This window comes from Haloferax sp. ATCC BAA-644 (genome assembly GCF_000336975.1).
In the GTDB taxonomy this organism is placed as follows: domain Archaea; phylum Halobacteriota; class Halobacteria; order Halobacteriales; family Haloferacaceae; genus Haloferax; species Haloferax volcanii.
In genome coordinates this window covers 130751-152950 of record NZ_AOLF01000001.1, presented here as the reverse complement: position 1 = coordinate 152950, position 22200 = coordinate 130751, and the positions used below count along the sequence as shown (strand labels likewise).

Below are 22200 nucleotides of genomic sequence, written 5' to 3'. Positions count from 1 at the left end.
TACATACTGTTCTAAAATTAGTAAATATGCCTCAGTACACACGACGCGGGTTTCTCGAAGCGGGTCTCGGCACCGCCGCGATTGGTTCTATCGCCGGTTGTTCTTCTGATGCTGATCAGACGACGATTGTGATCGGTGGGTCGTACATTCCGGAATCGATCGACCCCGTCACTCACGGTGGTGGACCGCTAGGCCGGATCGGCGTCTACGAATCGCTGTTTCGCGTCACGCGGGACGTGGGGATTGAACCCCAGCTAGCTGATGAGTGGCGCGTCTCGCCCGACGGGACAACTTGGACCATCGGCATCAGGGACGGCGTGCAGTTTCACGACGGAACGAGCCTGACGAGCGAGGCTGTCGCGTTCTCGCTCTCTAGAGCGTTCGACGAGGCGAGTCTCCTGTCTCCGCTCCCGGTCGAATCGATTAGCGCGACCGACACGCACGAGGTCGTGATAACCACCAGCGAGCGATTTGCACCGCTACCGTCCTACCTGGCGCATCGGTACGCGACCGTCATTAGTCAGAGTTCGATTTCCGATTCGGACGGCTTCGTGGAACCGGTCGGTACCGGCCCGTACATGTTCGACTCGTGGGAATCGGGCAAATCCATCACCGCTACGAAAAACTCGGACTACTACGGTTCGTCGCCGCAGGTCGACCGAGTGGTGTACGAGGGAATCCGAGACAACCAAACGAAGGTTTCCAGCCTCGATGCAGGGGAGTCGGACATCGTGGTCAGTCTTCCCGTTTCTGCGATGGAACGGATATCGCGCGCCGAAGATACGAGAACTCAGACGACTCGCACGCCTCAAAGCCGATTCTTAGCATACAACGTCCGCGAACCGCCCTTTGACGACCTTCGAGTCCGACAGGCGGTTAATCACGCAATTGATACCCAAACGATAGCGAGGACGATTTTGGAGGGTGTCGGTGACCCCGCCATTGGCCCGTTTTCTCCCGAATTGACCGGGTGGGCCAACGACGAGCTCGAACCGTACGAATACAGTCCCGATAGAGCCAGATCTCTACTCGCGGAGGCCGGTTGGACCTTGGAAGCCGACGGGGACGAACTCCGCCATCGCGATGGAACGCCGTTCGACGTCGTCCTGCGAACGTACACGCGGCGTCCCGAGCTTCGCATCATTGCGACGGCGATTCAGAACCAACTCAGAGCGGTCGGCATCAACGTCGAAATCAACATAACCGAGTGGAGCGCGCTGAGTGAGGATATGCAGGCCGGAGAAACCGATTTCAGTTTGCTATCGTTCAATTTCTTCTGGGTTCCGGACCCGGACCGGGCGATGTCGTTTTACCACTCCGAGGACACACAAATCTACACCGGGTACGAGGATTCAGAAGTAGACGACCTGATCGAACGGGGGCGGCGGACAACGGATGACGACGAACGGAAACGGATCTACGATCGGGTACAGGAAATCGTTCACGACGATACTCCGCTCGGGATATTAACTTACAGCGAGACCGTCACGGGGATTCGGAACCGCATCGAGGACTTCACGCTTCATCCCACGATGTACTCTCACGGGGTACAGAACATACGACTTCACTGATAGCCGCGCGACTGCCATCAGCTCCTCCCGTACCTGGTTCGATGGGTGTTCGAAACGGCCGGCGAAATCGCCACGCCGGTCCGGTAAGGTCGGACAGACGCTTAGAACCGTGCGGCGCTCACGGAACGTCACCGGCGATGATGTACTGCTCGTACTCCGGTACTTCCCCCCAGAGCGTCCGCTCCATCAGCGGTTCATGGGTGACGTTTTCGAGTCCCCCTTGTCTCAGTATCTCCGATAGCTCCTCGGGGGGACGGCCGTCGTACAGCGGCAGGTCCTCGTGAATTCGCTCGTAGCCGTCGAACGGCTCGGAGAAATCCCAGTGTCCTTCGATGAGAACGATGCGACCGCCGGACTCGACGACTCGACGCCACTCCCGCACCGCCCGCGAGGGGTTCGGAAGCGTCCAGATGAGATGCCGCGCCGTCACCAGGTCGTACCCGTCGTCGGGTTCGTCTAGTGATTCGGCGTCTCCGACGCGAAACTCGACGGCGTGGTCTGTCTGTTGACGCTTCTCGCGGGCTTGTTCGAGCATCTCGGTCGAGTAGTCGACTCCGGTGACGTCGTGACCGAGGTCGGCCAACAGCAGCGAGATGACGCCGGTACCGCAGCCGACGTCGAGTATCCGCTCCGACGAGTCGCCCGTCCACGCGCGCAGTACCGACAGCCACGCGTCGCGTTGCTCCTCGCTTTGGAGAGCGTGGTGACTGTCGTTGTCGTACGTATCAGCCCGCTCGTTCCAGTAGGCTTGAACCGCCTGCTTGACATCTTCTGCGGACCGGCCGGACTCTGTCACAACTGGTCACCTCCACGGTCACTCCCGTGACCATGCGGCGCTCGGGCACGGCACGTACGGGCGTCGATAGTCGAATACGTTGCCGTCGAGTTCCGTTCTCTCTCGGCCATTGTTATTAAATCTGGATAGTATATTACTTATAATTTCTCACTTTTCGGGATTCGGTTATCAAAATAATCCTCTCGTCCGGCTGAATCCATCCTCGTTTACCGCGACTAGATTATTAACTACGTAGTGTGTAATCGCAGTACTTATTATACTTATCTTCAATTTTAACAACACATGTCTCAGTACGCGCGACGACGATTCGACGCCGTTGAACCCGTTGCCGCCTCGTTCGGCTCTCTCGCAGGGTGTCCGTCGGATGACGCCGGCCACGGTACTGGGAGCGTAGACGGGCCGGGGCGCAGGTGTCGTCCTCTGTGTTCGCGGTCGCCGCGAGCGAGGGTGCAGGCGAGACCGCAACCGCGGAGTCGCTACGGAAGCTCCTCGAAGCATGACTGACCGAAGCTCTAGCGACACCGAACCAACGTGGAGCGGCGATGCCGACCCCGGGCCATCCCCGCGACCTCGCAGAGAACTGATGTCACTCGTCGTCGGCTCACCTGAGCGACCAGCTTGTACGCTTTATCCGCCGGATGTGGCGGTTCCGTACCGAACGACGACGTGGATAACGGCGTACGGCGATTCGTTCGTCAACCTCGGGGACTGGCGATGACGCCGCTAACGACGCGCAAGCCGTCTCCTTCCACGCACGTCGGTGGAGACGGAGGTGAAAGATGACCTACAGTGAGTCGACTGGCGACCACAACTCACTCGACCGCCAGCCGTACGAATATGTAATCATCGGCGGTGGTGTTCACGGGACGTGCGTGGCGAACTACCTCCTCGACGAAGGCCGCTTCGACCACGAAGAACTCTGTCTGGTCGACCCTCACGAACGGTTACTGGCGTCGTTCGCGACGAAAGCACGACAGTGCGGGATGCAAACCCTCCGTTCGACGTTCGTCCACCACATCGACACCGAGCCGTTCTCGCTCGATTCGTTCGCGGAGGGTGCACACCGGGAACACGAACTCGTTCCGACCGAGGACTATCCGAACCGACCGACACTCGACCTGTTTCTCGACCACGCCCGGTACGTCATCGACCGACGCGATATCGACGCTTGCCACCGTCAGTCGACGGTAACGGGTGTCACGAGGTCGCGGACGCGTGGGTTGCTCCGCGTGGATACGTCTCGTGGGTCGCTCGACGCTCGTCGCGTTGTTCTGGCCGTCGGCCTCGGGGGTCAGCCGACAGTCCCTTCGTGGCCGGCGTCGCTCTCCGACGACGCGCGGCTCGCGCACGTTTGGGACGACGACTTCGACCCGGCGGCGGCCGCGACGTTCGACGGTCGGACGTTCGTCGTCGGGGGCGGTATCACGGCGGCGCAGCTCGCTTGTCATCTGTCGAAACGCACGGACGTGACGCTCCTCTCGCGGCACGGCTTGGAGGTCGAACTGACCGAGGCGGACCCGCACTGGATAAACTGGCGGCACATCGAACAGGAGATTCACTCGCTCCCTCCGGGCTCGGCAGCCCGCTACGACCGGATTCGCGCCGCGCGCCACGATGCGACAATCCCACCGTACGTCGCGCGCCGACTGGCGGACGCCCGCGACTGCGGCGACCTCGACGTTCGGTGCGGCGAGATCGACCACGCGCACGCGGCGGACGGCAGACTGCAGCTCCGATTCGACGACGGCACGACCGCCACGGACGTACAGGTCGTGCTCGCAACTGGGCATGACCCCGCCCCGGAGCACCCCCTCGTCGGAACGCTCGCCGAGTCGCTGTCGCTCGAACGCGGGGCGAACGGCTTTCCCATCCTCGACGACCGGACGCTCGCGTGGCAGCGGACCGACGGCACCGAGTCGGCGCTGTACGTCTCGGGTGCGCTCGCGGAGATGAGCGTCGGCCCGTTCGCCCGAAACGTCGTCGGCGCTCGCCGCGCCGCAGAGCGCCTGCTCGACTCGCACGACGGTGTGGATTCGAAGGCCGCCGCGCCGCCGTCAAGAGGGAGGCCCTGAGGTGCCGTCGAACGACCTCACGCTCGCGATTTCGTTGCGGGCGCTCGACGAACTCGCGCGACCGAGCCGCGCGCTCGAAGACGCCGCGCGGTGGACGAGCCACCTCGGTATCGTCTCCTCGGAACCGTCGTTCATCGAACGGCGGCGCGTCCGGGAAGCCGGGTACGAACAGGAGTTCCTGTCGGGGCCGCGCTCGATAGAGGAGGCGCTGACGAGCGTGCGAACGCATTTCGACACGGCGCGGTACGTCTTCGTCGGCACGGACGAAACCAGCGAGGTCGTCGCGCGGGTTCCGGACTGGACGTATCAACCGGTGACGGACGCCGCAGCAGCCGCGGATTGGCGGCTTACGTCGACCATCGACGCCGACGAGGAGTGGCCCTACCGCGAAAAAACGCGCTTCGAGTGAGCTGCGGTCGGCTCTCCTCCCGGACCTAGAGCGCTTCTTGTGCCCGTTCTCGAAGCGGGGGTGCGAGGCTCGTGTCGTTCGCGAGTTCGTCGAGCGCGTCCGTCGCTCGACACCGACTCAGGACGTTCAGGGCTTGGCGACGGTACCGCCCGTCGAGGCCGCTCGTGACCACGACGAGTCGAAGCTGCGTAGTCGCCCGTTCCTCGGCGAGTTCGTCGATGGCGTCTTCCCGCGTTCCGCGCGGGACGTTCTTGTCGACGACCGTTTGAAACAGCGAGCGTGGCGAAGACATCGTCAATCGGCGAGGCCGACCTCCTCGGCGCTGTCGGCGGACTGTGCCTCCCCGTCCGCCGCCTCTTCGGCGTCTTCGGGACGTTCGAACGTCGGGAAGCGGTCCTCGAAGGCGCTCCAGTCGGCGTCCATCTCTTCGTCGGTCAGCGTGGCCGTCTCGAGGTCCGCGCGGAGGTCGTCGTGGTCGATGTCGGTGCCGATGAGGACGAGTTGGGAGCCTCGGTCGCCGTACTCGGGATGCCAGGTCTCCTCCAGTTCGGGGTACGCCTCGAAGTACTGCGCCTGCTCGTCCGCCGGGAGCGTCGCGAGCCACCTGCCCGCGGGCGTGAGTCGAATCGACTGGCCCGCGACGTCGATACCCAGCGCGATGTCCTCGCGGCCCGCCAGCCAGAAGTGTCCCTTCGAGCGGACCACGCTCGTCGGCAGTTCGTTCAGCAGGTCGGCGGACCGCTCCGGGTGGAACGGCCGGCGGGACTCGAAGACGAACGAGGTGACCCCGTGTTCTTCTTCCGCGGAGGCGTGGGGCTCTTCGAGTTCCTGCATCCACCCGGCGGACTGACTCGCCGCCTCGAAGTCGAACCGACCAGTGTCGAGGATCGCGTCCGGGTCGACCGCGCCGTGTTCGGTCCGGACGATTTCGGCGCGGGGCTGCAGCACTTCGAGCATCGCTTCGATCTCGTCGAGCGTCGCCTCGTCGACGAGGTCGCACTTGTTCAACAGCAGGATGTCGCAGAACTCGATCTGTTCGACCAGGAGACTTCCGAGGTCCTTCTCCGTGTCGCCGTCCATGAGCGACTCCGTCGAGTCGAACGTCGTCCAGAACTGGTGGGCGTCGACGACGGTGACCGTCGTGTCGAGTTCGTAGTAGTCCATCGGCTCGATACCGGTCTCCTCGTAGAACTCGGTGGGGTCGAGGTCCGACTGGTCGAATCCCATGGTGAGCGTCTGGGCGACGGGGAGCGGTTCGGCGACGCCGGTCGATTCGATGACGAGGTAATCGAACTCGCGAGCCCGCGCGAGCTTCGCGAGCGCGTCGAGCAGGTCGCCCCGGAGCTCACAACAGATACACCCGTTCGACAGCTCGATTAACTCCTCGTCGTCCTCCGAGATGTCGGAGTGCTCGGCGACGCGGTCGGCGTCGACGTTTACCTCGCCCATATCGTTGACGAGGACCGCGATATCGAGGTCCGTCCGCGTGTTTAGGAGGTTGTTCAGCACGGTCGTTTTCCCCGCGCCGAGGTTGCCGCTCAGCACGGTAACGGGAATCGTCTCTCGACTCATCTGTTATTAACACTAGACCGCATCTTATTTATAATTAGCTAACTAGACTATCCTCTTGTTAATGAAGGCCCCAACTACCCCCCGAACGGACGAGTCGCTCGATGCGGTTATCGTCGGCGCAGGAGCCGCTGGCGTCGGTATCGGCGTCGTTCTCGAGGCCCTCGACCTCGACTCCTACGCGATTCTGGAGCGAGACGAGGTCGGCGCGTCGTTTCGACAGTGGCCCGAGGAGATGCGGTTCATCACTCCCTCGTTTCCCGGAAACAGTTTCGGCTGTCGAGACCTGAACGCCGTCACGACGGACACGTCGCCCGCGTTCGCGCTCGACTGCGAACACCCGACCGGCGAGGAGTACGCGCAGTACCTCAGCGGGGTCGTCGAATTTCACGACCTCCCCGTCCGGACCGGCGTGGATGTCGAATCCCTCCAACGCCACGACGACGGGTTCGTTCTGGACACGTCCGCCGGCGTCGTCCGGAGCCGGTTCGTCATCTGGGCGGCCGGACAGTTCGACCGACCGAACGACGAGCCGTTCCCCGGCGCGGGTCACTGCGTCCACAACTCCCGAGTCGACTCGTGGCACGCGTTCGCCGACGAGTACGTGGACGACCCGGTCGCGGTCGTCGGCGGATACGAAAGCGGAATCGACGCGGCGCTCACGCTCACCGAACTGGGCCGCGAGGTAGTCGTCCTCGACGAGGAGGGCCCGTGGCAGTATCGCGGGCCAGACCCGAGCGAAGTCCTGTCCCCGTACACCAGCCAGCGCCTCCGGGAGGCGCTCGAACGGGACCGACCGCTCACCCTCAACGACGGTGCCCGCGTCGAACGTGTCGACAGAGAGGACGGCTCGTTCGACATCGTCTGTACGAACGGTAAGACGCTCACGACGCGGAACCGGCCCGTGCTCGCGACGGGGTTTCAGTCGGGCCTCGGCCCGGCGGACGAGTACTTCGAGTCGGAAGACGGCCACCCGCGACTGACTGACCGAGACGAGTCGACGGACACGCCGGGGCTGTTCCTCGTCGGCCCCCAGGTCGCGCACAACGGTCAGCAGTTCTGCTTCATCTACAAGTTCAGACAGCGGTTCGCGGTCGTCGCCGACGAAATTGCCGCGAGACTCGGTATCGACCGCGCTCCCCTCGACGAGTACCGCGAGAAGAACATGTTCCTCGAGGACGCGTCCTGCTGCGAACCCGACATGTGCGACTGCTAACCGTGACACGACAATCATCACAGCCCGACAGCGGAACCGAGCGCTCGAACGACGCGCGAGACGACGACCGACACGTGTGTCGGATGTCCGGCCGGGAACAGGGCCTCGTCAGTAAGTACGACATCTGGCTCTGTCGGCAGTCGTTCCGTGAACTCGCGCCGAAAATAGGGTTCAAAAAGTATGACTGACACGCAGCCTCGGTCGAACAGTCGCCCCGAGACGGGGCGCGGCGGGACGGGAAGCGACCGGAGAGAAACCGTCGTCGTCGTCGGCAAAGAGAGCGTCGGCAAGTCGGAACTCGTCGCCGGCCTGACCGGAACGACGCCGACGACCGGCAACTTCCGCGGAACGACCGTCGACGTCGAGCGATACGAGTCGGACGAGTTCGTCTTCGTCGACACGCCCGGAATCCTGCTCGGGACCGACACCCAAACGACTCGAACGGCGATCAGCGCGGTCGAAGACACCGAGACGGTGCTCCTCGTCGTTCGCGCGACGAACATCGACGACGACCTCGGGGACCTGCTGCCGCTGGTGCAGGGAAAAGTCGGCGCGATTGCCGTGACGTTCTGGGACAAAGTCGAGAACCAGACCGAGGCTCGCGACGAACTGGGCGCGCTCGCCGACGACCTCGGGGTGCCGCTCGTTCCGGTGGACGCGCGAAACGTCTCCCGCGTCGCGACCGACGGCGGCGGGTCGGCGGTCGACGGACGCGAGCGGACGCACCTCGTCAGCGCGCTCCGCGATGCCGACGAGTTCCCCGGGCAGGTCACCCGGCGGACGGGCATTCATCTCGACCCGCCGGCGACGGTTCTCGAACGCCCGCTCGCCGGGCCACCCGTCAGCATCGCGTTGCTCCTGTTGCCGGCGGCCGCCGCGGTCCACTTCGCGAACGCCGTCGCCTCGGAACTCTCTCCGGGGGTACGCTCACTGCTGGCCCCCGCGGTCCGGTGGACGAGCGGCCTCCCGGGTCCACTCGCGGCGGTGTTGGGCGGCGATTACGGTCTGCTGTCGATGGGACCGTTCCTGTTCGTCTGGGCCGGTCCGACGATTCTCCTCTTCGCGCTGTTCATGGGGGTTTACAAGAACAGCGGGCTCGTCACGCGGATTACCGCGTCCCTCCATCCCTCCCTTCGGCACGTCGGCCTCACCGGTCGCGACCTCGTTCGCGTGGTCATGGGATTCGGGTGCAACGTTCCGGCGGTCACCAGCACTCGAGGGTGTTCGGACTGCACGCGCCGGACGACCGTTTCGGCCATCGGATTCGGGTCGGCCTGTTCGTACCAGTTCCCGGCGACGCTCGCCGTGTTCGCGGCGGTCGACATGCCGTGGCTCGTCCTCCCCTACGTCGGTGTGCTCGCCACCACGACGCTCGTCTACGCTCGTTTGATTGCGCCCGAACGGGCGCGGACGGCGTCTCTCGCCGCCGAAAACCGCGCGTTCATCCAGTGGCCGAGTCCGCGCTCGGTGTGGCGAGAAGCCAGCACCGTGGTCCGAAGCTTCTTCCTGAAGGCGCTTCCCGTCTTCGTCGGAATCGTCGTTCTCGCATCGCTCCTCGACTACCTCGGCATCTTGGACGCGATGGGCACGACCCTCTCGCCGGTGATGGCGCTGTTCAACCTCCCCGGTGAGACGGCACTCGTCGTCGTGCTGGGGTCGATTCGAAAGGACGGTCTGCTGTTGCTGCAGTCGGACGGACTCAGCGCGACGCTCTCCGCAATGACTCCCGTGCAGGTGCTAACGGCCGTCTACCTCGCGGGGGTGTTGCTCCCCTGTCTGGTCACGGCGATTACGGTTGCGAGGGAGCTCTCACCGAGATACGCCGGTCGAATGCTGCTCCGTCAGGCCGCCGCTGCTGCGGGCTTCTCGCTCCTCATCGGGTGGGGTGGTGCGGCCCTCTTCTAGCCGATGGCCGACGAACACATGACGCTCGCGTTCGAACTGGCCGCGCTTCGGCGGGCTCGCGACCCGCAGGCGGTGGTCACCGACGCTCGCCGATGGGCGCAATACGTCGGGCTTCTCTCGACGAATCCCGAGGCCGCTCACGCGTTCAGCGCGACGCATCTGGTCCGCCGAGATTTCCAACTGCGACCGACCGCATCGAGCTTTCGAGAGCTCTCTTCACGGGTCGAAACGGAGAGGTACGTGCTGGTCGGCACCGCTTCGAACCGGCCGGCGTACCTCCCTTCCCAGCGCTGGGAGTATCTCCGTCTCGAAGCCGCCGCTACTGCCGCTGGCTGGGAGCTTGAGAATCCGAACACGACGCGACGGGAGCGATGGTCCGCCTGGCTGTCGGGTCTCCTGAGAGTACCCGAATGAAAATTGGTATCTTTCGGCACTCGTACAATCCAGTATGGCTGACGAATCGGTAGACATCGAACTCGACTTCGGGGACGACGGGCTGGTTCCAGCAGTCGCACAGGACGCGGATACCGACGAGGTTCTGATGCTCGCGTACGCCTCGCCGGATGCGGTGGCTGCGACGCGGGAGACGGGATTGGCCCACTACTACTCTCGGAGTCGAGATGAGCTTTGGAAGAAGGGCGGGACGAGCGGGCACATCCAAGAGGTACGGGAGATTCGGGTTGATTGCGACAGAGATGCGCTTCTCTACCGCGTCGAGCAGGAGGGCGGTGCCTGTCACACTGGCTATCGTTCGTGCTTTTCTCGAACGATTGATGGCGAGGAAGTTGGTGAGAAGGTCTACGACCCCGATGAGGTCTACGACTAGGCGGAGTACGGCCGCGTTGGATGGTCGTAGCACGCGAATACGGACGACCTGAGCCAGTCGCTGGTCGTTTCTGTCTTGACGTTCTGAAGATTGTGTCCCCGTTATGAACGGCGGAACGAGCCGTTTGCGAAGCTCTCAAGAGCGCACCGACTCGGGGCTTGCCCCCGAGGCACTCGCTTGCTTATCTGGAGAAACGGTATCTGAACGCGATAACCCAGCGAGACGGAGCTGAGAACCGAAGCCTCACCAACGATTTCGGTGTCGCTTTTCGTTCCACCCCTACTTCCGACTGGCCGAGAATACCGTCGGGACTAGCGCTTTCGGGCAGATGTTCGGAACATGCTACGCTTCTCCGTTCCCCCCTATCTGAACACCGCCGTCTCGCCCGGCCGGGGAAATTACGTATCGGCGGGCGTACCACTCTCTCACGATGTCTGCCGAACCATTCGTCGTCGTCGGCGGCGACGCCGCCGGACTCTCCGCCGCGAGCAAGTTCGCCCGCGCCGACACCGACCGCGAGGTCGTCGTCTTCGAGAAGGGCCGCTGGGTCTCCTACGCCCACTGCGGCACGCCCTACTTCGTCAAAGGCGAGGTCGACACGCTCACCGACATGCTCTCGCTGTCGCCCGAGGCGGCCGCCGACCGCGGCATCGACCTCCGGCGCGAACACGAGGTCGTCGCCGTCGACACCGACGAGCGAGTCGTCACGGTCGAGGGCCCCGACGGGACGTTCGAACAGCCCTACGGCGACCTGCTCGTCGCCACCGGCGCGCGGGCGCTCCGCGAACCGATAGACGGCATCGACCTCGACGGCGCGTTCACGCTCCACGGACTGGACGACGCGGCGGCCATTCGGTCGTTCCTCACCGACCCGGACGAGGCCTCGGTGGCCGACCTCGGCGGCGGCGGCTTCGTCGACGAGGCGCGCGCGGCCCGCTTCGGCGCGATGGACCCGCCGGAGTCGGTCGCCATCGTCGGCGGCGGTTTCGTCGGCGTCGAGATGGCGGAGGCGTTCACCGCCCACGACCTCGACGTGCATCTGTTCCAGCGCTCCGGCCACGTCCTCGGCACGTTCGGTGACGCCGTGGGCGAGCGAGTCGAAGAACACCTCGAAGATAACGGCGTCACGCTCCATCTCGGCGCGTCGGTCGAGCGACTCCGCGGCGACGACGCGGGCCGGGTCGAGGCCGTCGTCTGCGAGGGCGACGAACTCGCGGTGGACGCGGCGATGGTCGGTATCGGCCTCCGCCCCAACGCGGACCTCGTCGCCGACGCGGTCGACCTCGGTGAGACGGGCGCTATCGCGGTCGACGACTACGGGCGGACGAGCGCCGAAAGCGTCTACGCCGCGGGCGACTGCGCCGAAATCGACCACGTCGTCACCGGCGAGCCGACGTGGAACACGCTCGGCCTGCCCGCGAACCGCGCCGGGCGCGCCATCGGGCAGACCGTCGCCGGCGACCCCGAACCCATCGGGACCGTCGCGAACACCTCGGTCGTGAAGGCGTTCGACCTCGAGTGCGGCCGCGCCGGCGTGACCGACCTCGACGAGGCGCGCGACGCGGGCTTCGACCCCGTCTCGGAGACCATCACCGCCGGCTCGCGGTCGGGCTACTACCCCGGGTCCGCCGAGACGACCGTCACGCTCGTCGCCGACCGCGACACGGGGCGACTGCTCGGCGGCACCATCGTCGGAGCCGACCGCGCCGCCGTCAGAATCGACACCGTGGCGACCGCGCTCGCCGCCGAGTTGACCGTCGCCGAGGTGGAGCGTCTCGACCTCGGCTACGCGCCGCCCTTTAGTCCCGTCTGGGACCCGATTTTGACCGCGGCGAAGGTCCTCCGCGGCTCGCTGTAAGCCGCGAGCGGTTCGAAATTCGAACCGAACAAAACGACTATTATCGATTGTGTGGTAACGATACGCCCACATGCTGGATATACCTCCAACAGGGCGCGGGTGTGTCGAAACGAAACCGAAGCGGCCGACGAGTCGGGCGCGGCCGCGCCGCCGCCCGTCGAGCGGAGCGTGGTGTCGGTGAACGGCCGGGTCGCCGCCGGACTGTTCGTCCTGCTGGGGCTCCTCTGGGGGAGTTCGTTCGTCGCAATCGAAGTCGGCCTCGCGTACTTCCCGCCGCTCCAGTTCGCGGCGCTTCGGTTCTTCCTCGCGGGGCTCATCGTCCTCGGCTACGCCGCCGTCTCGACCGACTACTGGCGGCCGCACAGCCGGACCGACTGGACGCTCGTCGGCGTCTCCGGCGGCCTCCTCATCGGCGCGCACCACGCGTTTCTCTACCTCGGACAGGAGCACGTCCCCGGCGCGGTGGCGGCCATCGTCATCAGTCTCGGCCCGGTCCTGACCGCGCTGTTCGCGACGGGCATCCTCGGTGACCGAATCTCCCCGCTCGGCGTCCTCGGCTTCGGCTTCGGCTTTCTGGGTGTCGGCCTCGTCGCCCGACCGGACCCGAGCGCGCTCCTCTCCAGCGACGTGGTCGGCGTCGCCACCGTCCTCGTCGCCTCGGCGTGCTTCGCCCTCGGCGCCGTCCTGACGCGCCCCTTCTCCTCGGACATCCCCGCGCGGACCCTTCAGGCGTGGGCGATGCTGTTCGGGGCCGCGCTCCTGTCCGTCGCGGGCGTCGCCACCGGCGAGTCGCTCGCGGCAATCGAGTGGTCCGGCGTCGCCGTCGGCTCGCTGCTCTACCTTGCCGTCGTCAGCGGCGCGGGCGCGTTCCTCATCTACTTCGAACTGCTCGGCCGCTTCGGCCCGACGCAGATAAACCTCATCGGCTACCTCGAACCCGTCTCCGCGACGCTTCTCAGTTGGGCCTTCCTCGGCCAGCTCATCGACGCCGTGACCGCGCTCGGTTTCGTCTCCATCTTCGCCGGCTTCGCGCTCATCAAGCGCCGGGCGCTCGGGGAGTTGGTCGCTGGTGCGCGCGGTCGGTCTGCGGAGTGAGGCCGCCGTCGCGTCTCGCGTTTCGCGTTTCACCCCCGGAGCAACGGGCACAAGTAGTCGAGCGAGCGAACACTCACTCACCATGCCCGCCGACTCCGTGCCGCCCGAGCAGAAAGCACAGATTGCGAACGCGGTCCGCGCGGCGCTCGCCGAGCACGGCTACGCTCGGCTGACGACGAAGAAGGTGGCCGCGGAGAGCGACAAGAGCGAGGCGGGACTGTACTACTACTACGACTCGAAAGACGAGATGATAGTCGCGTTCCTCGAAACCTCCGAGGACTACCTCGCGCGGAGCCTCGACGACATCGACGCCGAGGGCCCCGAAGCGCGGCTTCGAGCGGTCTGCGACATCCTCCTCGTCGACGAGGGCGACGCGGCCGCCGCCGGCGTCAACATCGCCGTCATGGAACTCCTCTCGCACGCGCCGCACAACGAGACGCTCCGCGAACCCCTGCTCAGGATGGAGCGCCACACCCTCGGCGTCATCGCCGACATCGTCCGCGACGGCGTCGAACAGGGCGTCTTCCGCGAGGTCGACCCCGAGGGAACGGCCGCGTTCGTCCTCTCGGCGACCGACGGTTACACCGGCTTTGCCCTCGCGCTCGGGATGGAGGGCGTCGGCGACGACCTCCGGGCGTCGCTGTCGGCGTACATCGACTCGCTGTTGGTCGAGTGAGTCCGGTGGTTGGTCGGTTGGTTCTGTAACCGAACTGCAATCAAAACGCGTCTGGGGTTGCGACTATTCTACCTTTCTCTCTTGGAGACTACCACACGAATTCATACTTAATTAGTTGAAAATACAATTTACAGTCATGAGTAGAATACGACTCGAAGCAGTAATTGGTGATGAATTTGAGGGGGATAGACAAGAAGCACGATCGCTAATTAAAAAATTCATAGATGAAAATCAAGATGATATCAAAGCCAAGAAAACTACAGTGGTAGACAGAAACGGAAATAAATCAGAACAGATCAATGGTTACGATCGAAAATCAGAAATATGGTGGACTAGTATTGCCGTCCTCCTAATTTCCAACCCAGAAGGCGTAATCCAATTTCTCAAATGGGCATCTGACATCCCCGGTCTCACAATAGGTTACACCGTTCAAGGTGATATCCGTTTCAAAATTTTTGACGAAATTGATTTCACACTCATCGATAATTCCACCAACTATAATGTCGAAAAAGTCGGAGAAACAGAAGACTACGTCCTAGCCAAGATTCCTCTTGATGACTGGACACATCTGTACGACGATGCTAAATACGGTGACTTAGACATCGAAATACCACCTGAAGATGAGATTGGGCCATAGCAAGACGAAATTGGTGATTACTTCTCCCTGCATTCGATTCTTATGTTGCTATTGAAGTACGGTACTCCAACTGATGGCCAGAGTGTTTCCTCTTCAGTCTCTTTTTGAGATATAATGCTCCAGTAAAATACTCCGTGAGACGCTTAACGACGATCCATGTCACCCCTAGCGACTGGGCCTCTTAGTGCCAGTCGCCCTGACTAAAACTCATCCGCTAATATTCAAGTAAGTACTTACTCAGTAGATTTATATCGCTTCTCGAACGACTCGATTCCATGCCAATTCTACTCATGGAACGCGTCCCGTCACGTCGAACCCAGCATCCGCGCCCGGCCACAGCTCTCGGAGTTCCCCGATGACGCTCGTCGAGGACGCGACGCTCGGCGTCCACATCCTCGCGGGGTTCGCGGCGCTGTTCGCCGGCTTCGGCGCGATAGTCACGACGAAAGGCGGTCGTCGCCACCGGCGTGCGGGGAGAATTTACGTCGCGGGGATGACCGTCGTCGCGGTCACGTCGCTCGTGTTGTTCGCCCTCGCGTCGACCCGCGGGCGGGCGTTCCTCGCGCTCGTCGCGGTGTTCAGCTACTACTTCGTCTTCTCGGGCGACCGCGTCCTCTCGCGGAAGCGCCCGACCGACGGGCCGGAACCGCTCGACTGGGTCGCGGTCGGCCTGCTCACCGCCGCCGGCGTCGGCCTCCTCGCCATGGGCGCGCTCCGGTTCCTCGCCGGTGACGGTTTCGCCACCGTGATGCTCGTGTTCGGCGCGGCGGGTACCGGCTTCGGCGTCCGCGACCTCGCCGCCTTCCGCCGCGAGCGCGCCGCATCGCGCGAGTGGTTCTTCGAGCACATCGGCCGCATGGGCGGCGGCTACATCGCCACCGTCACCGCCTTCTCGTCGGTCAACTTCGACTTCCTCCCGACCGTCGCCGCGTGGCTCTGGCCCACCGTCGTCGGTACGCCGCTCATCTTCGTGGCCATCCGGAAGTACAAACGCGGGCCGTCCGGTGCGGCCGCCTCGACCACGGATTGACGCCGGTCCGAGGGTGGTCGCTCGCCTCGCAATCTTGCGCATTCTCTCTTATCGACGTTCCGCTCATCCCACGAACAGCGGCGCTCACCGGCGACTCCGTCGCCAGCACAAGGTAATAATATAGTAATATAGAATAACAGCACTTATTATCTCTAAGAAGTTTTCTAATAACATGAGAACGAAGACCCGACGTGGGTTCCTCGCGACAGTCGCCGGAGGCGCCGCCGTCGGCCTCGCGGGTTGTCTCGGCGGTGATGACTCGTCCGATTCGGCCGGTTCGACCGACTCACCCGCCGCCTCGGAGACGACGGCGACGGCTTCCTTTTTCGTCTTCGGGGACGTGGCGCGCCACGTCGCTGGCGACGCCGCGTCCGTCGAGACGCTCGTCCCCATCGGACAGCACGGCCACGGCTGGGAACCCGGCCCGGACGTGCAGGGTCGGGTGCTCGAATCCGACCTGTTCGTCCACGGAACGCCCGGTTTTCAGCCGTGGGCCGACGACATCCACACCTCGCTCGAAGCCGACGACTCGGGTGTCTCCGAAGTCGACGCTTCCGCCGACGTGGAACTCCACGAAATCGGAGCGGACGGCCACGTCCACGGCGACGAGTCCCACGACGAGACGGAACACCACGACGAAGAGGCGCACGCGACCGAGACGCACGAGGAGACGCATACGAACGAGACGCACCACGAGGCGACCGAACACCACGACGACGAGCACGCCGAGGAGTCGGAGACCCACGACCACGGCGAACTCGACCCGCACTTCTGGCTTGACCCCACGCGGGTCGCCACCGCGACCGAGACGCTTCGCGACGCCTTCCAGTCGGTCGATGCCGCGAACGCCGACGCCTACGCCGCGAACGCCGAGTCCTACCGCGAGACGCTCTCGGAACTCGACGCCGCGTTCGAAGACGGACTCGCGGACCGCGACCGCGACGTGCTTCTCGTCGCCGGCCACGACGCCTACGGCTACCTCGCCGACCGCTACGACCTCGACATCGTCGCGCTCACCGGCATCTCGCCCGACGAGGAGCCGTCGCCGCGGGACATCGAGCGGGCGCAGGCGACCATCGAGGAACACGGTATCCGACACGTCCTCGCCGACCCGCTGGAGTCCGACCGCGCCGCGCAGCAACTCGTCTCCGAGACGGACGCCGAGGACGTGCTCCCGCTCACGCCGCTTCCCGGCGTCATGACCGAGTGGGAGGAACACGACTGGGGGTACGTGGACATCATGCGCGAGGTGAACCTCCCGTCGCTCCGGACGGCGCTCGGCGCGCAATGACGGCCGTCTCGCTCAGCGACGTGACCTTTTCGTACGGCGACGTCCCGGTCGTGGACGGGGTTTCGCTCGACGTGCCCGAGGGGGAGTTCCTCGGGCTCGTCGGCCCGAACGGGTCGGGAAAGAGCACGCTCCTGACGCTGATGCTCGGCCTCCAGCGCCCGACCCGCGGCGAGGTGCGACTGTTCGACCGCCCCGCCCACGAGTTCTCCGACGGCGAGCGCGTCGCCTACGTCGCACAGGACGCGACGGACGCGGCCCGCGACATGCCCGTCACCGTCCGCGAAGTCGTTCGGATGGGGCGCTACCCGCGGAACCTGTTCGGCCGCTTCTCGGCCGCCGACCGCGAGGCGGTCGCCGCGGCGCTCGACCGCGTCGATATCGCGGATCTCGCTGACCGCCGAGTCGGGGCGCTCTCCGGCGGCCAGCGACAGCGCGTGTTCGTCGCCCGGGCGCTTGCGGCCGAGGCCGACCTGCTCGCGCTCGACGAGCCGACGGTCGCCCTCGACGCCGAGTCCCGCGCGGCGTTCTACGACCTCCTCGGCGACCTGAACGAACGGGGGATGACGGTCGTCCTCGTCGAACACGACATCGGCGTCGTCACGGCCCGCGCATCCCGAATCGCCTGTCTCAACAAGCGGCTGTACTTCCACGGCGACCCCGGCGACTTCGCCGACAGCGACGCCCTCGCCGCGGCCTACGGCGCGAACCAGCGCGTGCTCGACCACGACCACGGTCACGCCCACACCGAACCGGAGCGCGACCCGTGACCGGTCTCGTCGCGCTCGCGGCGACCGACCTCCTCGCGGTCGAGTTCTCCGCGGCCGACTCCCTCGCGCCGCTCCTCGTGGCCGACGCGTTCACGGGACTCTTCGACTGGTTCCTGACGGCGGTCGTCGGCGGCGCGTTCTCGTGGCTCGCCGGCGCCACCGGCCTCGACTTCCTCGGCTATCCCTACATGCAGCGGGCGTACCTCTCGGTGCTCTGTATCGGCGTCGTCGGCCCGCTCGTCGGGTCGTTCCTCGTCTACCGCGACCTCTCGATGGTCGGGGACACGCTCGCCCACACCGCCTTCGCCGGGGTTGCGCTCGCGCTCTTCCTCGACGCGACGCTCGGCCTCGCGGTCCCGCCGCTCTTGGGCGCGCTCGTCGTCGCGGTCGTCGCGGCGCTCGCCGTGCAGGCGCTCATCGAGTACACCGACGCCCGGAGCGACGCCGCGCTGGCGATGGTTCTGACCGGTGGGTTCGCCCTCGGGAGCGTGCTCATCTCGCTGACCGGCGGCGGTATCTCGGTCGGCATCAACCAGTACCTGTTCGGGTCGCTGGCGACCGTCTCGCGGGCCGACGTGGGCCTCCTCGTCTCGATGGGGCTCGTCGTCGTCGGCTCCGTCGCGGTCGCCTACCGGCCGCTCGTGTACGTCACGTTCGACGAGACCGCCGCCCGCGCGTCGCGGCTCCACGTCCGCGCCGTCAACACGCTCCTGTCGGTTCTCACCGCGTTCGTCGTCGTCAGCGCGATGCGAATCATGGGTGTCATCCTCGTCGCGGCCCTGCTCGTCGTCCCCGTCGTCACCGCCTCGCGACTCGGCCGGAGCTTCAAGGGGTCGCTCCTGTACGGCGTCCTCGCGGGCGAACTCGCCGGCGTCGCCGGCGTCACGGTCGCGTACCGCTACGGGCTCGCCGCCGGCGGCTCCATCGTCCTCGTCGCGCTCGCGGGCTTCGTCGCCGTCGCCGCCGGCCGCCGACTGGCCTGACCTGCCCCCGCGTTTCGGCCCTCCCACCGACTCCCGGTCGCGGTGACCACGCGGCCATCCCGCGACGGCCGTCGATTGTGACCGGACACGTGATTTTCACCCGACCGGCTTTGTTGAATTCCTTAGAACTTGACAGCATCCGCGTGACACAGACAGAGGGTGTATTTATCAATTGAGTATCCTATTATTTGGTATGCCCTCCCCATTTCCCACATCACCTAGTGGGCTTGGAATCGCTGCATCGGTCGTATTCTGGCTGTTAATCGGATTAGCAATAGTTCTCGTAGCGAGGTTACTGATACAGAGGATGCGATAGATACGCGCCCTGTATGCAGCACGGCCTCAGCAAACTATCAGTCGCGGAGGATTTCAACAGAGCCACCCGACCCGACCCGACCCGACCCGACCCGACCCGACCCGACGATTTCCGGTTCCCCCGGCGTTTGCTGTGTGGTATCTATCCTGCGACACCGTCCTCGGAATCCGTTCTTTTTGGCTGTTTCGAGGCGATTAGCGGCAATCTGTGATTATCTATTCTGATGTCCTCTACGAATACTTATCAGTTTACTCCCACACAGTTTCGTATGGCAATCGAGCGAAATGAACGGGAGTCTGCGGCCGGAGACGGGCCCGCCTCCCGACAGCACGACGCGTATTCCGGCCCCGGTGCCGCCGGCGCGGCGACAGGCGAGGTCCTCGACGACGTGGACGACGTCGACGACGCGACCGACGAAATCGGCACGGGCGTCGCCGAACTCTCCCGCGCCTCCGAGAGCGTGGCCGTCAGCGCACAGGAGATAAGCGACCTCGCGGGCGACCAGTCGACCAACATGCAGGAGGTCGCCGGCGAGGTGTCGAACCTGAGCGCCAGCGTCGAGCAAATCGCCTCCAGCGCCGACCAGACGAAGGCGATGAGCGACCAGGCGCGCGACCTCGCCGCCGAGGGTCGAAGCTCCGCCGACAACGCCGCGGACGCGATGGATACCGTCGATGACGTGACCACCGAGGTGTACGACGAAATCACCGCCCTCCGCGCGAAAGTCGACCAGATAGACAGCGTCGTCGAGGTCATCAACGACATCGCCGACCAGACGAACCTGCTCGCGCTCAACGCCTCCATCGAGGCCGCTCGCGCCGGCGAGGCGGGAGCCGGCTTCGCCGTCGTCGCCGACGAGGTCAAGAGCCTCGCGGAGCAGTCCCGCGACAGCGTCTCCGAAATCGAGGCGGTCGTCGGTGACATCCAAGAGACGACCGAGACGACCGTCGACAACATCGAAGAGGCCAACGAGGAGGTCAACGACGGTATCTCTGAGGTCGACGCGGCCGTCTCCGCGCTCCGGAACATCGACGCCGCGGTCGGTGAGGCGGCCGCCGGCGCGGAGGAGGTCGCCCGCGCGACCGACCAGCAGGCCGCGAGCACCGAGGAGGTGGCGAGCCTCGTCGACGAGACCGCCCGGGGCGCGGAGGAGGTCGCCAACGAAATCGACCAGGTCGCCGCGGCCACAGAAGAGCAGACGGCGAACATCTCGGAGATCGCGCTCCTCGTCGACCACATCGACGACGAGGTGGACGACCTCGAAGACGAACTCGACGCGGCCGAAGACGGGCGTTTCGCCCGGGGTGCGTAGATGTCGCTCACCGACGCGCCCGACGGCGCGCTCGCGGAGCCGACGCAGGTCCTCGAATTCGAACTCGGTGAGGAACGGTACTGCGTCGTCCTCGACGCGGTCACCGAAATCATCGACCGCACATCGGCGCGCTCGCTGCCGGACTCGCCGCCGCACGTCGTCGGCGCGATGGACTACCGGGGCGCGACGACGCTGCTCGTCGACACGGCCTCGCTCCTCGGCGTGGGTTCGAACCCCGACGCCCCCCGCGTCGTCGTCTTCGACGCCGCCGACGAGGAGGCGACCGTGTTCGGCTGGCTGGTCGACGAGGTCGACCGCGTGACGGAAATCGCCCCCGAGGCCGTCGATGACGCGCCGTTCGGTGACGACCTCACCCGCGGCGTCGTCAGGAGCGACGACGGCCTCGTCGTCTGGGTCGCCCCGCCGGCGGACGAGTAGGCCGGCCGCACCGTAGCAGGTCTGCCGGCACGGTCGCAGCGCGACCGCACCGTACTTTCTTGAGTCCTCCCGCGAACCACTCGGACGATGAATACGCGTCGGGATGCCGCCGTCGATAGCTTCGATTCCTTTCGGCAGTTCGTCGGGCTCGAACGCGACGTGCTCGTCCTCTCGGTTGCGATGTTCGCGTTCAGCCTCTCGTTTCAGATGACCGGTCGGTACGTCCCGGAGTACCTCCGGGTGCTCGGAGCCGGCGCGACCGTCGTCGGCCTCTACGGGAGCGTCGGCAACCTCATCGGCGCGCTGTACCCGTATCCGGGCGGCGCGCTCTCCGACCGACTCGGGTCTCGCCTCTCGCTCACGCTGTTCGGCACACTCTCGTCGGCCGGCTTTCTCTTCTGGTTCGTCGCCCCGCAGGTCCCCGAGGTGACGCTCGCGGGCGTCTCGCTCGAACCGTGGCTCTGGATTTTCGTCGGCCTGTTTCTCACGCAGGCGTGGAAGTCGTTCGGTCTCGGCGCGACGTTCGCCATCGTCAAACAGAGCGTCCCGCCGGAGCGGCTGGCGATGGGGTTCGCCAGCACCGAGGTGTTCCGCCGCGTCGGCTTCCTCCTCGGGCCGCTCATCGCGGCCGCGCTGCTGGCGGCGACGGCGACGTTCGTCGAGGGCTTTCGGTACGTTCTCATCGTCGCCGCGGCGTTCGGCATCGTCGCCACCGTCGCCCAGCACCTCCTCTACGACGCGGGCGAGGACTCGCTGGGCAAGTCGTTCGAGGGGCTCGCGCAACTCCGCGACGACCTCCGGTCGCTCCCGCCGACGCTCCGGCCGCTCCTCGTCGCGGACACGCTCGTCCGGTTCGCCAATGGGATGGTGTACGTCTTCTTCGTCATCGTCGTCACGGAGTTCCTCGAAGTCGGCTTCACCGGCTTCGGCGTCTCGCTCCGCCCGGACGCCTTCTTCGGCGTCCTCCTCGGCGTGGAGATGGTGGTCGCGCTCCTGACGAAGCTCCCCGTCTCGAAGCTCACCGAGCGGACCGGGCTCAAGCCGGTCGTCGCCCTCGGATTTTCGGTGTACGCGATGTTCCCGGTCCTCCTCATCTTCGCGCCGGCGGACCAGTGGGTCGTCGTCGCTCTCTTTGCGTTCTCCGGGCTCCGGTTCGCCGGCCTCCCCGCGCACAAGGCGCTCATCGTCGGCCCGGCGGAGCGAAACGCCGGCGGGCGGGTGACGGGCGCGTACTACCTCCTGCGGAACACCATCGTCATCCCGAGCGCGGCGCTCGGCGGCTGGCTCTACGCGCGCGACCCGACGCTCGCGTTCTCGGTCGCGTCGCTCGTCGGGGTGGTCGGCGTGGTCTACTTCGCCCTTCGCGGCAAGGAGTTCGCGGCGTACGCCGGCGGGGCCTGACGCTCAGCCCCCGTGACCCCCCCGCGATAGAG

22 protein-coding genes are annotated in these 22200 nt (G+C 65.3%); 19 read left to right on the top strand and 3 right to left on the bottom strand.

Features of this window, described 5'->3' with window-relative positions:
* Nucleotides 1-26: 26 nt before the first annotated feature.
* On the top strand, nucleotides 27-1571 hold the full coding sequence (locus C458_RS00730; protein WP_239638822.1) for an ABC transporter substrate-binding protein: 1545 nt from the start codon (nucleotides 27-29) through the stop codon (nucleotides 1569-1571).
* A gap of 118 nt (nucleotides 1572-1689) precedes the next feature.
* Here C458_RS00730 and C458_RS00725 read toward each other — a convergent pair whose 3' ends face one another.
* The gene (locus C458_RS00725; RefSeq protein ID WP_008572346.1) at nucleotides 1690-2367 is read right to left on the bottom strand and encodes a class I SAM-dependent methyltransferase; all 678 of its coding nucleotides are present in this window, start codon (nucleotides 2365-2367) and stop codon (nucleotides 1690-1692) included.
* A 779-nt stretch (nucleotides 2368-3146) separates the two neighbouring features.
* Between C458_RS00725 and C458_RS00720 the strand changes: the two genes are divergently transcribed.
* Together C458_RS00720 and C458_RS00715 are read left to right on the top strand one after the other, a co-directional pair.
* On the top strand, nucleotides 3147-4439 hold the full coding sequence (locus tag C458_RS00720) for an FAD/NAD(P)-binding protein (RefSeq protein ID WP_008572344.1): 1293 nt from the start codon (nucleotides 3147-3149) through the stop codon (nucleotides 4437-4439).
* A 1-nt stretch (nucleotide 4440) separates the two neighbouring features.
* Entirely contained in the window at nucleotides 4441-4848 is a 408-nt protein-coding gene (locus C458_RS00715) for a hypothetical protein (RefSeq protein WP_008572342.1), read from the top strand.
* A gap of 25 nt (nucleotides 4849-4873) precedes the next feature.
* Here C458_RS00715 and C458_RS00710 read toward each other — a convergent pair whose 3' ends face one another.
* The gene (locus tag C458_RS00710) at nucleotides 4874-5140 is read right to left on the bottom strand and encodes a hypothetical protein (protein ID WP_008572341.1); all 267 of its coding nucleotides are present in this window, start codon (nucleotides 5138-5140) and stop codon (nucleotides 4874-4876) included.
* A gap of 2 nt (nucleotides 5141-5142) precedes the next feature.
* Complete coding sequence (locus C458_RS00705) at nucleotides 5143-6420, bottom strand: GTP-binding protein (protein WP_008572339.1); 1278 nt, start codon at nucleotides 6418-6420, stop codon at nucleotides 5143-5145.
* A gap of 61 nt (nucleotides 6421-6481) precedes the next feature.
* Between C458_RS00705 and C458_RS00700 the strand changes: the two genes are divergently transcribed.
* From C458_RS00700 to C458_RS00630, 16 genes are all read left to right on the top strand, one after another.
* Nucleotides 6482-7633, top strand: a complete 1152-nt coding sequence (locus C458_RS00700) for an NAD(P)/FAD-dependent oxidoreductase (protein ID WP_008572336.1) — start codon at nucleotides 6482-6484, stop codon at nucleotides 7631-7633.
* 2 nt (nucleotides 7634-7635) lie between these two features.
* Nucleotides 7636-7821, top strand: coding sequence for a 30S ribosomal protein S14 (locus tag C458_RS18855; protein WP_049897162.1), 186 nt, complete (start codon nucleotides 7636-7638; stop codon nucleotides 7819-7821).
* A complete protein-coding gene (locus C458_RS00690; RefSeq protein ID WP_008572331.1) occupies nucleotides 7814-9538 on the top strand; it encodes a nucleoside recognition domain-containing protein in 1725 nt (574 codons plus the stop codon). Before C458_RS18855 ends, C458_RS00690 begins: the two co-directional genes overlap by 8 nt.
* Nucleotides 9539-9541: 3 nt before the next feature.
* Complete coding sequence (locus tag C458_RS00685; protein WP_008572329.1) at nucleotides 9542-9952, top strand: hypothetical protein; 411 nt, start codon at nucleotides 9542-9544, stop codon at nucleotides 9950-9952.
* Nucleotides 9953-9986: 34 nt separating this feature from the next.
* Entirely contained in the window at nucleotides 9987-10364 is a 378-nt protein-coding gene (hisI, locus tag C458_RS00680) for a phosphoribosyl-AMP cyclohydrolase (RefSeq protein ID WP_008572327.1), read from the top strand.
* Between the two features lie 430 nt (nucleotides 10365-10794).
* Entirely contained in the window at nucleotides 10795-12222 is a 1428-nt protein-coding gene (locus tag C458_RS00675) for an FAD-dependent oxidoreductase (protein ID WP_008572325.1), read from the top strand.
* A 177-nt stretch (nucleotides 12223-12399) separates the two neighbouring features.
* Entirely contained in the window at nucleotides 12400-13317 is a 918-nt protein-coding gene (locus C458_RS00670) for a DMT family transporter (protein ID WP_049897171.1), read from the top strand.
* Nucleotides 13318-13399: 82 nt separating this feature from the next.
* Entirely contained in the window at nucleotides 13400-13993 is a 594-nt protein-coding gene (locus tag C458_RS00665; protein ID WP_004064764.1) for a TetR/AcrR family transcriptional regulator, read from the top strand.
* Between the two features lie 136 nt (nucleotides 13994-14129).
* Complete coding sequence (locus tag C458_RS17995; protein ID WP_152418112.1) at nucleotides 14130-14630, top strand: hypothetical protein; 501 nt, start codon at nucleotides 14130-14132, stop codon at nucleotides 14628-14630.
* A 355-nt stretch (nucleotides 14631-14985) separates the two neighbouring features.
* Nucleotides 14986-15660, top strand: a complete 675-nt coding sequence (locus C458_RS00660) for a hypothetical protein (protein ID WP_008572315.1) — start codon at nucleotides 14986-14988, stop codon at nucleotides 15658-15660.
* A gap of 172 nt (nucleotides 15661-15832) precedes the next feature.
* Nucleotides 15833-16951 carry a metal ABC transporter substrate-binding protein gene (locus tag C458_RS00655; RefSeq protein WP_008572314.1) on the top strand — a complete coding sequence of 373 codons (1119 nt, stop codon included), beginning with the start codon at nucleotides 15833-15835 and terminating at the stop codon, nucleotides 16949-16951.
* Nucleotides 16948-17718 (top strand): metal ABC transporter ATP-binding protein, encoded by a 771-nt coding sequence (locus tag C458_RS00650; protein WP_008572313.1) that lies wholly within the window; start codon nucleotides 16948-16950, stop codon nucleotides 17716-17718. Before C458_RS00655 ends, C458_RS00650 begins: the two co-directional genes overlap by 4 nt.
* Complete coding sequence (locus C458_RS00645) at nucleotides 17715-18701, top strand: metal ABC transporter permease (protein WP_008572312.1); 987 nt, start codon at nucleotides 17715-17717, stop codon at nucleotides 18699-18701. The genes C458_RS00650 and C458_RS00645 overlap by 4 nt, the downstream gene beginning before the upstream one ends.
* A 584-nt stretch (nucleotides 18702-19285) precedes the next feature.
* Nucleotides 19286-20329 carry a methyl-accepting chemotaxis protein gene (locus C458_RS00640; RefSeq protein WP_008572310.1) on the top strand — a complete coding sequence of 348 codons (1044 nt, stop codon included), beginning with the start codon at nucleotides 19286-19288 and terminating at the stop codon, nucleotides 20327-20329.
* The gene (locus C458_RS00635; protein ID WP_008572309.1) at nucleotides 20330-20767 is read left to right on the top strand and encodes a chemotaxis protein CheW; all 438 of its coding nucleotides are present in this window, start codon (nucleotides 20330-20332) and stop codon (nucleotides 20765-20767) included.
* Between the two features lie 87 nt (nucleotides 20768-20854).
* A complete protein-coding gene (locus tag C458_RS00630; protein ID WP_008572307.1) occupies nucleotides 20855-22168 on the top strand; it encodes an MFS transporter in 1314 nt (437 codons plus the stop codon).
* The last annotated feature ends 32 nt before the right edge of the window (nucleotides 22169-22200 follow it).